This is a genomic window from Lysinibacillus macroides (genome assembly GCF_001281525.1).
Lineage (GTDB): Bacteria > Bacillota > Bacilli > Bacillales_A > Planococcaceae > Lysinibacillus > Lysinibacillus macroides.
The window spans coordinates 406,961-417,362 of the sequence record NZ_LGCI01000002.1 but is presented as its reverse complement, the minus strand read 5'-3'; the positions used below and the strand labels follow the sequence as shown (position 1 = coordinate 417,362).

The window sequence follows — 10,402 nt, the reverse complement described above, 5'->3', positions numbered from 1 at the left end:
GTAGTTGGGGGCTTCCCCCTGTGAGAGTAGGACATCGCTTCGCTTATTTCTAATGTGGAGGATTAGCTCAGCTGGGAGAGCACCTGCCTTACAAGCAGGGGGTCGGCGGTTCGAGCCCGTCATCCTCCACCATTANTACAAGCAGGGGGTCGGCGGTTCGAGCCCGTCATCCTCCACCATTATGGTCCCGTGGTGTAGCGGTTAACATGCCTGCCTGTCACGCAGGAGATCGCCGGTTCGATCCCGGTCGGGACCGCCATTATTATGCCGGTGTAGCTCAGTTGGTAGAGCAACTGACTTGTAATCAGTAGGTCGTGGGTTCGACTCCTATCGCCGGCACCATTCCCTTGGAGGGGTAGCGAAGTGGCTAAACGCGGCGGACTGTAAATCCGCTCCTTCGGGTTCGGCGGTTCGAATCCGTCCCCCTCCACCATTTTAGGGGCATAGTTCAACGGTAGAATAGAGGTCTCCAAAACCTTTGGTGTGGGTTCGATTCCTACTGCCCCTGCCAGGTCTTGAGGTACTCGTTCATGTATAGCTGTTATTATAATATAGTGGCGATTGTGGCGAAGTGGTTAACGCATCGGATTGTGGTTCCGACATTCGTGGGTTCGATTCCCATCAGTCGCCCCATTTTAACGTTGGGGTATAGCCAAGCGGTAAGGCAACGGATTTTGATTCCGTCATGCCTAGGTTCGAATCCTAGTACCCCAGCCATTTTTATTTTGAGAGCCATTAGCTCAGTTGGTAGAGCATCTGACTTTTAATCAGAGGGTCGAAGGTTCGAGTCCTTCATGGCTCATCATTTATTTTACATAATATGCGCCCGTAGCTCAATTGGATAGAGCGTCTGACTACGGATCAGAAGGTTATGGGTTCGACTCCTGTCGGGCGCGCCATTAAAAATATGCTTTCGGAATGTAGCTCAGCTTGGTAGAGCACTTGGTTTGGGACCAAGGGGTCGTAGGTTCGAATCCTGTCATTCCGACCATCTTTCATGATAAAATGGGGCCTTAGCTCAGCTGGGAGAGCGCCTGCCTTGCACGCAGGAGGTCAGCGGTTCGATCCCGCTAGGCTCCACCATTTTAATATTTTTGGAGGTATACCCAAGTCTGGCTGAAGGGATCGGTCTTGAAAACCGACAGGCGGGTAACACCGCGCGGGGGTTCGAATCCCTCTACCTCCTCCATTTTCCGGGTCAGTAGCTCAGTTGGTAGAGCATTAGATTGAAGCTCTAAGTGTCGGCGGTTCGATTCCGTCCTGACCCATCATTTATGCGGGTGTAGTTTAATGGTAAAACCTCAGCCTTCCAAGCTGATGTCGTGAGTTCGATTCTCATCACCCGCTCCAAGGGGCCTATAGCTCAGCTGGTTAGAGCGCACGCCTGATAAGCGTGAGGTCGATGGTTCGAGTCCATTTAGGCCCATTCATTATTCCGAAGTAGCTCAGTTGGTAGTAGCACCTGACTGTTAATCAGGTTGTCGCAGGTTCGAGTCCTGCCTTCGGAGCCACGGCCCGTTGGTCAAGTGGTTAAGACACCGCCCTTTCACGGCGGTAACACGGGTTCGAATCCCGTACGGGTCATCAAGCATGTAGCACAATATGTGTTACATGCTTTTTTATTGTTAAAGGAATTATAAAATTTATCTTTGTGGAACATTATAAAGTAAAGTAGGGAGGCTTGGTGGGGTTTCATAATTGAAGAAAGTTCACAAGTATTTTACTTGATCACTTCATTAATTTTCTGGTATTTCATGAGGACAAATTTCTGAATCTAAGCGAAATTTTACGTTAAATATAGAGAATCCATTTTGAAAAACCTTGGTTTATCAACATAACTCCTGGTTGGTATCTTAAAGAGATACTCTGTAGTATAGTGTCGCTATTCCTAAAACACTTCTTTCTTACTAAAGTAGGGAGTCTTATAACTGCATTTTTTGCAGAGGGACCAATAAGTTTCTACAGTGAATTTTCACTCTGTAAATTTGAGGTTGATTTTATAAAAAATTTGATTATTTTAATGATCCTTCTGCCATTTTGTCAAATATTTAAAAAAGAAAATTAAAATAGCTTTTTGGTTATTCTATTAACAGATCCAAAAAGTAACACTAAAAATCAGTATAAAGCCCAGCTTCTATACTCTAAGTATTTATTTTTGCATGTTGGACCATTTCATGTTGTATAAAGCATGAAATCATTGTTCGGTATATTTCTTCAATCGTATTTGGATTTACATTATTTTCATTTGCTAATTTACGAACTTTTTCAATAACAGCTTCTACTCTTTGTGGAGCCTTAACATCTTCAGCATCCTTTTTAAATTTGGCAGCTTGCTCAACAAATCTGCTCCTCTCACTAAGTAACTTTACAATCTGGTTATCAAGGCTATCAATACATTCTCTTACCTCTTCTATGCTTTTACAATCTCTCAACTAAACTATCTCCTCTCAACTTACTGAATTCAATTTAATTTATTTTAACTGTTTGTTTGATTAGTATCAATTAAAATTTACCAATTTTATCCATAATATTTTCTAAAAGATATAAACAGAACTCCCAATTGCTAAGTCTTACATCTTTAAAAGTTCTTAATCTATGAGAAAATAGAAATATCCTTGATTATGAAGATAGGAAAATGCTGATAAAACTACATCTGTGGCTTTAAATACTTGAGAAATCGCTTAACATCAATTGAATGCTAGTATGTTCATACACTTGGGGACGTTTAATTCATTTCGAACGGTTAGCAAAAAGTAAGACTAAATTTCAAGTTTTCTACTTATCTTATGTGTAGTGATCAATTTGTTCAGAAATTGTTCAGGATGGTGTGTTAATCTATAAATGTCATCGTAATTCAAAGCCTAGGTACTCAAGTTGAGTCTAGGCTTTTTCTATTAATGGGTTATAATGAATTCTACTCCATTACAATTTGTACATGATTGATAATAATCACGTATGAAATAACATAACAGCTATCTATAAATTTGAACAAACTATTTCATATATAAAAAATGTATGTTTTTTTGAAAGATATTTTCGTGGTGTAGATCGTTTCCTTCCTCTAATATGAGGATAGATGGAGGAATCGACCTATGAATAGACAGGAGATACAGCAGTTTTTAAGTCTTTATCAAGTAGAACAAAATTACTCATACGATTGGTTAGAAAATAGATTACACCAGATTGAAGCAGCAGGTGAATATTATCCTACAACGGAGGAATTAGTCTTTGGTGCACGAGTAGCGTGGCGCAATAGTAATAAATGTATTGGACGTCTATTTTGGCAGTCATTACATGTAGTAGATGCGCGTAATATTGTAGATGAGCAGGAGATTTTTCAAAAGCTACTGGAGCATATTGGATATTCTACCAATAATGGGAAAATTCGTCCAACCATTACAGTGTTTGCGTCAGGAAGAGTGCGAATTTGGAATCATCAGCTAATTCGTTATGCAGGCTATGAAGGGGCTTCAGGTATTATTGGTGATGCACATTCTATCGCATTTACAAAAATATGTGAATCGTTGGGGTGGAAAGGAGAGGGGACTGCTTTTGATGTGCTTCCGCTAGTGATACAGGTAGATGAACGTGCCCCTCAATTATTTCCAATCCCTAAGGAATATATTTTAGAAGTGTCAATTCGTCATCCAGAGTCAGCAGAGGTAGAAAAATTAGGATTGAAATGGTATGCTGTACCCATTATTTCAAGTATGCGTTTTCAAATGGCAGGAATTGATTTTCAAGCTGCTCCATTTAATGGATGGTATATGGGTACGGAAATCGGGGCACGCAATTTAGCAGATCATGATCGTTATAATATGCTTCCAGCTATTGCAGAGATATTTCATCTCGATACAACGAAATATGCCTCACTTTGGCGGGATCGTGCCTTAGTGGAGCTCAATATTGCTGTGCTTCATTCCTTTAAAGAAAAGGGAGTAAGCATTGTGGATCATCATACAGCTGCTCAGCAATTTAAATTGTTTGAAGAAGCCGAGGCGTCAGCAAAGCGAGAACTTACAGGTAATTGGACATGGTTAATTCCACCATTGTCACCTGCAACCACACATATTTTTCATAAGCCATATGTGAATATTTATCATACACCAAATTATTTTTATCAAAAGCCATGCTATTAAGAGTAGCGGAGTGTCTAAAAATTATTTTAAGACACTCCTTTGTTAGAAAAGGTTTTGCTTTATCTGTCAATACTTTCAATAAATTTATAACATATTGTCCCTATTTTTAAATCAACGTCTTCATTTAACTCTAGGTGTCATCACGTTTGCGAAAATAATGTATATCGATTAATAACTGGAATGATCGTCTCCTGTATTTATTGTAATAATTGTCTTCTTACATTTTAAATCTCTATACGATTTCGAGCAGACCAATTACATTAAATATACTTTACTTTCCAAAAGGAAGTGAATCAATATGTTAAACGAGCATTTTCCGAATATTCCATGGAAGCAATTGACCACGTCTTATGGTAGAGGGACCGCTATTCCACGGCTAATTGAGCAAGAGCAATATCAACAGCTAGCTGAATTAATTGAGCATCAGGGTACACTCTGGCAGGTAACCCCATGGACTTTGTTACTCCTTTTAAAACAGCTTGCTAGCAAAAATGCAGAGGATGTGACATTACAAGAAATAGAGCTTTATTTAGCTGTCGCTTATGCAATTACTAAGGATTCCATAGATAGAGTTCACACGGTTCCAACTATGCAGGAGTTGCTAGCTATTCAATATTTATGGTCGGAAAATGAGGAAGAGGATGAGCTGGAGTGGGAGAAAGATACGCCAAAAGGCTATGAGCAGCGGGCATTTTTAGGCTACTATTATTTTAGTCATTTACTTTTACAAGAGGCTATTCCGATTTTTATGGCCATCATTACTGACCATAAAGAAACAGCAGACAGTCTGGCTGAATTGTTAGCCTTACTAAGACAGAAAAGCAGATGGGAAACATGATTTGTTGTCCCCGTCTGCTTTTATTTAATGAACATATTCATCTCGAGAGGCTCGCATTGAGCAGAGGAAAAGCACTATGGCTACAACAACAAAGAGCCAGCCTGCAATATTCCAACCACCAAATAAATCATGCAAGTAACCAAAAAGAATAGGACCAATTGCCGCAAATAAATAACCTAATGATTGGGCAAAGCCTGATAAATCTGCAGCCTCAAATGCAGTGCGGGTGCGAAGTGTAAAGAGCATCATTGCTAAGGCGAATGAAGATCCACCTGCTAGCCCTAAAAGAATCATCCATAATACCCCTAAACTTGTCCACTCCATTACAACACCTACAAAGCCTACTAAATAGAAGGATGTAAACATGAGAACAAGAGGTCGCTGTGAAGCCATTTTACTGGCAAAAATGGGTACAGCCAATGCCATTGGAACTTGTGAAAATTGCATAATGGAAAACATCCAACCAGCTTTGTCAGGGGCTAACCCTTGAGATATGTAGATTTCCGGAATCCAAGCCGCTGTCGTATAAAATAATAAAGACTGCAAGCCCATTGCCCCTGTTACTGCCCACGTAAGCGGTGATTTCCATAATGGGGTACTTGATTTTTTAGCTGTAGTAGCTGGTTCAGGCTTATTTGATCTCAATTGAGGTAGCCATATTAAAATCGTTAATATAACCAGTACAAGCGCAATAGCTAAGGCTCCTTGCCAGCCTAATGAAGAGTTGGCTATTGGATAGCTAATTCCTGCCCCAACACCAGCAGTTAAATTCATCGACATTGTGAAAAATGCCATGAGTAAGCCTACATGATATGGAAATTTTAATTTTAATAAACCTGGAATCAATACGTTTCCAAAGGCTATTGCTACACCAATGAGTACAGTACCAAATACAAGCAATCCTGTTGTACCAAGTGAGCGTAGGACAATCCCTAAAGCTAACAGAATTGTTGATAAAAATAATGTGAGCTCAAGCCCTAGTTTACGTGCTACAACTGGTGCAAATGGTGATACAACAGCGAAAGCAAGCAATGGAATCGTTGTGAGAAAGCCTGCTAATACATTGGAAATACCAAGATCATCCCGTATAAAGGAGATAATTGGACCCACAACTGTTAGTGGCATTCTCAACGTAGAAGCTATAAAGATGACTCCAAAGACTAATAGTAAAGTTTTTCCTCTCCAGCTAATTTTTCTACTTGAATAATTAGTGGATTGATGATTTGATGTCAAAATAAAGTCCCCCTGTTCATAACCATTCTAATTGGACTACTATAACACTTTATCACAGGATTAAAAATAGTAGAAAATTCATAAAAAATTGAACATTTAACATTGTATTGAAACGGCGAAGGTCTTATGTTAATATAATAAACATCATAAATTTAATAATTATATGCCTCATGTTTGTATTGAGGTAGAGGTCGCGGTATTTATTAGTAAACTAATGGAGATGACAAGCATTGAAGAGATTAGTTGAAAGGAAATACTGCCGAAGTGTAAGGGGACTTGAAAACCTTATGCTGGGGCTGTTTCCGAAAGGAACAGAACTGTCACGTTGACACAACGTGTTGAGCTATCATTTAAAGAAACTGAGGATTAACTTAGCCATCACAGTGTTTATGTGATGGCATTTTTTTGCCTCATTAATAGGAAGGAAGCTATATCGTGAGTGAAATAAAAGTAAATCAGCTTGGTCATAAAACGCCGAAGCTGAAAAAGGAATTAAAAAGTCGCCATATTACAATGATTTCTTTAGGTGGAACAATTGGCACAGGGTTATTTTTAGCTAGCGGAGGAGCCATTGCACAAGCAGGTCCTGGGGGAGCATTGCTTGCCTATGCTTTAATTGGTGTGATGGTGTACTTTTTAATGACAAGCTTAGGAGAAATGGCTGCTTATATGCCGTCATCAGGTTCCTTTAGTACGTATGCTACAAAATTTGTAGACCCTGCTCTTGGCTTTGCATTAGGATGGAATTATTGGTATAACTGGGCAATTACTATTGCAGCAGAAATTGCAGCTGTATCCTTAATTATGAAATATTGGTTCCCAGAGAGTTCATCAGCATTATGGACAGTATTATTTATTGCAGTTGTGCTAACGTTTAATTTATTATCCGTTAAGAGCTATGGTGAGAGTGAATATTGGTTTGCGATGATTAAAGTAGCAACTGTTATTGTATTTATTATTATTAGCATCTTAATGATTTTTGGAATTTTGGGTGGACAAGCACCTGTAGGATTTACGAATTTCTTTATTAGTGATGGGCCGTTTCATGGTGGCTTCCTTGCGACATTTGGAATTTTTCTTGCCGCTGGATTTTCATTCCAAGGAACAGAGCTACTTGGCGTAACGGCTGGTGAAACAGATGATCCCGGCAAAAATATTCCAAAGGCAGTGAAATCAGTATTTTGGCGAATTATTCTATTTTATATTTTAGCGATTGCTGCAATCGGGCTATTAATTCCATTTACAGATGAGCGTTTATTGTCAGAGGATATCGCTGTATCACCGTTTACATTAGTGTTTGATCGTCTAGGAATTGCCTTTGCAGCATCTTTGATGAACGCTATTATTTTAACGGCAATGCTATCAGCGGGGAATTCAGGGCTATATGCAGCATCTCGTATGCTATGGCAATTAGCCGTAGATGGCCATGCACCTAAACTTTTCACAAAGCTAAGCCGTCGAGGAATTCCAATCTATGCATTGCTTGCAACATTGGCTGTAGGCTGTTTAGCATTTTTAGCATCATTTTTCGGAGACGGTGTTGTATATATGTGGCTGTTAAATGCTTCAGGAATGTCGGGCTTTATCGCATGGCTAGGCATTGCCTTTAGTCATTACCGCTTCCGTCGAGCTTTTGAAGCACAGGGCTTAGATCCAAAGCTGTTACCGTATAAAGCCAAACTATACCCGTTTGGACCGCTCTTTGCCTTTACCGTTTGTATGATTGTTGTAATAGGTCAAAACTACACAGCCTTTATGGGTGGTAAAATTGATTGGTACGGTGTTCTAGTCTCTTATATTGGGATCCCACTATTTTTACTGCTATGGCTTGGCTATAAAATTAAGTATAAAACGAAAATGCTGCCACTTGAACAATGTGATTTACGTTAGATGCTAAGCACGCACATAAATTCAGCCCCCGTCCATGAAAGAGGACAGGGGCTGAATTTAACTATAATGGCTGAAGTAGAATCGTTTTTCTTTTTTTCAAGTCCTCAATCATGTCGAGCCAGCGCTGTGGTTTATTGGGCAAGACTGTGTAATAATCCGTGATAAAATCTACAACTAAGCTCGCTTCAATTTCTGTTATAGTAGCATCTGTTGGCATGAAACATAAATCAAGTCCCTCTACCGCCTCTCCATCATTTTTCCAAGAAGGATGGACGTACGGGAAATCAAGCCGCTGATAGCCAAGGTGCGATAGTACCTCGCGGCGAACATAAGGATTCATCGCCATGACTCCACCAAATGCAAAATCTTCACGCTCATAGGGATTATATATTTCTGCAAACATACCATACAGTACTTTACCATGCTCTTTTGCCAATCTCTCCAAATCCGCACTGCGATTTACTGCCAGGTAACGCCCGATACCGAGATTGGGTTTACCGATAATTGTAAAATCTGTCATTGCTATATTCCACGCAGGGTAGTAACGATATTCAGTAGCCCCGACAACAGAGCCTTCATGAACTGCGACAAAAACGCGAATGCTTGGATCTTCCAAAGGCTCTTTCCATAAATCAAATGCCAGAACCTCTTCAGGCGGGAAAATTTCTCCTAATAATGTATGCATTTTTGCAAAAAGTGGATCCTCAATTGTTGTAATGCGTTTATATTCCATTTGTTACTTCCTCCTTGCCATAAAAGGGTTTTTCCATTCCATTAATAAAGCATAGTTTAAGGATGCCTCGTCGTCTAGGTAATTTTCGATAAGTGCGAGTGGCATGCGTCCACAGCGCAATAAAAATGTTAAGACAGGATCCGTTAACTCACCATTGACAACCGATTGAACATATTGAGCTGCCGATAGACGCTCTGCATATTGATGGTATCCAGGCATACGCCCACCGCCAACAAGTCGATTGAGTTTTTGCTCTACAACAATTTGATACATGGCTTGCATCATTTGTTTGCCTAAACTTAGCTTTCGATACTTGGGACTTATGCAAATATCCACTACATACAATGTATTGCCTTTTGGATCATGGCTGCGAATATAGCCGTTATCTGTCATCTCTGCCCAACTATGCTGTGGATGTTCAGGGTCAAATTGAACACGTAATGTTGTCATAGAGCCAACAATTTCGCCTGCGATTTCTACACAAATTGCTCCATCTGGAAAAAGTGTGACATGCTTTTCAAGCTGCTGTTCGTTCCACCATAATTCAGCAGGGAAGGGTGGAGGGAAGCAGGCAGCCTGTAAGCGTATCATAGCAGCAAAATCTGACTCTGTGTAATTACGAATAATAGCAGGAATGGGCTTACCACCATCAAATACATATACGTCACTTCGATAGGTCATGATCTTCATCCTTTTCCCAATCAATATATAAATCTGTTCGCCGATCTCGCCATGTTGTGACAGAGCCTTTTTCTCGCACTTCATACAATAAATTGAGATCAAGGTCAGCGGTTACCAGCATATCATGATTGAGTTCACCTTCTGCGAGAAGCCCTTTTGGTGGGAAGGGGATATCGTTTGGAGAAACAATCGCTGCTTGGCCAAAATTGGCACGCATCAAATCAACAGAAATGGAACCTACTGTACCTGTTAATACAACATATACTTGATTTTCTATAGCGCGTGCATGGCTAGTATAACGTACACGATGGAAACCGTGTCGGTCATCTGTACAGGAAGGACAGAAAATCACATCTGCTCCTTTAGCTTTTGCTATTCTCACGATTTCTGGAAACTCAATATCATAGCAAGTTAAAATAGCGATCTTTCCCTTTTCTGTATCAAAAATATGCAATTGCTCACCTGCTGCCATATTCCATCCCTCTATTTCAAAGGGGGTAATATGTAATTTCGCTTGTTCTTCAATTTTTCCATCAGGATAAAAAAGATGGGCAACATTGTACAAATGGCCCTCGCGCTCAATAATATGTGTGCCCCCTACAATATGTGTATTGGTTTTCTGGGCAAGCGTAGTAAATAAGGTCTTGTATTGTGCTGTAAAAGCAGGTAAAGCTGTGATTTCAAGAGGCTCCCCCTTGTCATTACCGATGGATAGCAGTTGTGTTGTGAAAAGCTCTGGAAACAACACAAAATCCGCCTCATATTCTTGAGCTGTTTTTACATAATGCTCACATTGCTGCGCGAACTCGTCAAAGGAACGAATATCATGCATATGATACTGAATAGCAGATACACGAAGTTTCAATGCCAATCCCCCTCAATGATATA

Annotated in this window: 8 protein-coding genes, 17 tRNA genes and 1 riboswitch; of the genes, 20 read left to right on the top strand and 5 right to left on the bottom strand. The window is 40.1% G+C overall.

The window, feature by feature from the left end:
* Positions 1–56: 56 nt before the first annotated feature.
* From ADM90_RS02145 to ADM90_RS02065, 17 genes are all read left to right on the top strand, one after another.
* Positions 57–132 (top strand) — tRNA-Val (locus tag ADM90_RS02145).
* A 51-nt stretch (positions 133–183) separates the two neighbouring features.
* A tRNA-Asp gene (locus ADM90_RS02140) sits at positions 184–259 on the top strand.
* 7 nt (positions 260–266) lie between these two features.
* Positions 267–342 (top strand) — tRNA-Thr (locus ADM90_RS02135).
* Positions 343–349: 7 nt separating this feature from the next.
* A tRNA-Tyr gene (locus ADM90_RS02130) sits at positions 350–433 on the top strand.
* Between the two features lie 4 nt (positions 434–437).
* Positions 438–511: transfer RNA gene (locus ADM90_RS02125), tRNA-Trp, on the top strand.
* A 46-nt stretch (positions 512–557) separates the two neighbouring features.
* A tRNA-His gene (locus ADM90_RS02120) sits at positions 558–633 on the top strand.
* 9 nt (positions 634–642) lie between these two features.
* A tRNA-Gln gene (locus tag ADM90_RS02115) sits at positions 643–717 on the top strand.
* A gap of 12 nt (positions 718–729) precedes the next feature.
* A tRNA-Lys gene (locus ADM90_RS02110) sits at positions 730–802 on the top strand.
* Between the two features lie 20 nt (positions 803–822).
* Positions 823–899: transfer RNA gene (locus ADM90_RS02105), tRNA-Arg, on the top strand.
* A gap of 15 nt (positions 900–914) precedes the next feature.
* Positions 915–991 (top strand) — tRNA-Pro (locus ADM90_RS02100).
* Positions 992–1,007: 16 nt separating this feature from the next.
* A tRNA-Ala gene (locus tag ADM90_RS02095) sits at positions 1,008–1,083 on the top strand.
* A 13-nt stretch (positions 1,084–1,096) separates the two neighbouring features.
* A tRNA-Ser gene (locus ADM90_RS02090) sits at positions 1,097–1,189 on the top strand.
* A 6-nt stretch (positions 1,190–1,195) separates the two neighbouring features.
* Positions 1,196–1,268 (top strand) — tRNA-Phe (locus tag ADM90_RS02085).
* 8 nt (positions 1,269–1,276) lie between these two features.
* Positions 1,277–1,350: transfer RNA gene (locus tag ADM90_RS02080), tRNA-Gly, on the top strand.
* Between the two features lie 2 nt (positions 1,351–1,352).
* Positions 1,353–1,426: transfer RNA gene (locus tag ADM90_RS02075), tRNA-Ile, on the top strand.
* Between the two features lie 8 nt (positions 1,427–1,434).
* Positions 1,435–1,511, top strand: a tRNA-Asn gene (locus tag ADM90_RS02070).
* A gap of 1 nt (position 1,512) precedes the next feature.
* Positions 1,513–1,584, top strand: a tRNA-Glu gene (locus ADM90_RS02065).
* Between the two features lie 557 nt (positions 1,585–2,141).
* Here the strand turns inward: ADM90_RS02065 and ADM90_RS02060 are convergent.
* The gene (locus ADM90_RS02060) at positions 2,142–2,432 is read right to left on the bottom strand and encodes a chorismate mutase (RefSeq protein WP_053993407.1); all 291 of its coding nucleotides are present in this window, start codon (positions 2,430–2,432) and stop codon (positions 2,142–2,144) included.
* A 660-nt stretch (positions 2,433–3,092) separates the two neighbouring features.
* Between ADM90_RS02060 and ADM90_RS02055 the strand changes: the two genes are divergently transcribed.
* Both ADM90_RS02055 and ADM90_RS02050 read left to right on the top strand, forming a co-directional pair.
* The gene (locus ADM90_RS02055; protein WP_053993406.1) at positions 3,093–4,139 is read left to right on the top strand and encodes a nitric oxide synthase oxygenase; all 1,047 of its coding nucleotides are present in this window, start codon (positions 3,093–3,095) and stop codon (positions 4,137–4,139) included.
* A gap of 298 nt (positions 4,140–4,437) precedes the next feature.
* Positions 4,438–4,977: a hypothetical protein gene (locus tag ADM90_RS02050; RefSeq protein WP_053993405.1), complete on the top strand. Its 540-nt coding sequence runs from the start codon at positions 4,438–4,440 to the stop codon at positions 4,975–4,977.
* 24 nt (positions 4,978–5,001) lie between these two features.
* Here ADM90_RS02050 and ADM90_RS02045 read toward each other — a convergent pair whose 3' ends face one another.
* A complete protein-coding gene (locus ADM90_RS02045) occupies positions 5,002–6,210 on the bottom strand; it encodes a CynX/NimT family MFS transporter (RefSeq protein WP_053993404.1) in 1,209 nt (402 codons plus the stop codon).
* A 177-nt stretch (positions 6,211–6,387) separates the two neighbouring features.
* A riboswitch (Lysine riboswitch) is annotated at positions 6,388–6,564 on the top strand.
* 81 nt (positions 6,565–6,645) lie between these two features.
* Here ADM90_RS02045 and ADM90_RS02040 point away from each other — a divergent pair.
* Positions 6,646–8,100, top strand: coding sequence for an amino acid permease (locus ADM90_RS02040; protein ID WP_053993403.1), 1,455 nt, complete (start codon positions 6,646–6,648; stop codon positions 8,098–8,100).
* A 61-nt stretch (positions 8,101–8,161) separates the two neighbouring features.
* Here ADM90_RS02040 and ADM90_RS02035 read toward each other — a convergent pair whose 3' ends face one another.
* Genes ADM90_RS02035 through ADM90_RS02025 form a run of 3 tightly spaced genes read right to left on the bottom strand, consistent with a single transcriptional unit; the run spans position 8,162 to position 10,379 of the window.
* Positions 8,162–8,833, bottom strand: a complete 672-nt coding sequence (locus ADM90_RS02035) for a hypothetical protein (RefSeq protein WP_053993402.1) — start codon at positions 8,831–8,833, stop codon at positions 8,162–8,164.
* Positions 8,834–8,836: 3 nt separating this feature from the next.
* Positions 8,837–9,514: a GNAT family N-acetyltransferase gene (locus tag ADM90_RS02030; protein ID WP_053993401.1), complete on the bottom strand. Its 678-nt coding sequence runs from the start codon at positions 9,512–9,514 to the stop codon at positions 8,837–8,839.
* The gene (locus tag ADM90_RS02025) at positions 9,498–10,379 is read right to left on the bottom strand and encodes a carbon-nitrogen hydrolase family protein (protein WP_053993400.1); all 882 of its coding nucleotides are present in this window, start codon (positions 10,377–10,379) and stop codon (positions 9,498–9,500) included. Before ADM90_RS02025 ends, ADM90_RS02030 begins: the two co-directional genes overlap by 17 nt.
* Positions 10,380–10,402 lie beyond the last annotated feature (23 nt).

Bases quoted from the DNA above. Each gene is read 5' to 3' on its own strand.
- ADM90_RS02055 (WP_053993406.1), top strand. From the start codon at position 3,093: ATGAATAGACAGGAGATACAGCAGTTTTTAAGTCTTTATCAAGTAGAA.
- ADM90_RS02050 (WP_053993405.1), top strand. From the start codon at position 4,438: ATGTTAAACGAGCATTTTCCGAATATTCCATGGAAGCAATTGACCACG.
- ADM90_RS02035 (WP_053993402.1), bottom strand. From the start codon at position 8,833: ATGGAATATAAACGCATTACAACAATTGAGGATCCACTTTTTGCAAAA.
- ADM90_RS02030 (WP_053993401.1), bottom strand. From the start codon at position 9,514: ATGACCTATCGAAGTGACGTATATGTATTTGATGGTGGTAAGCCCATT.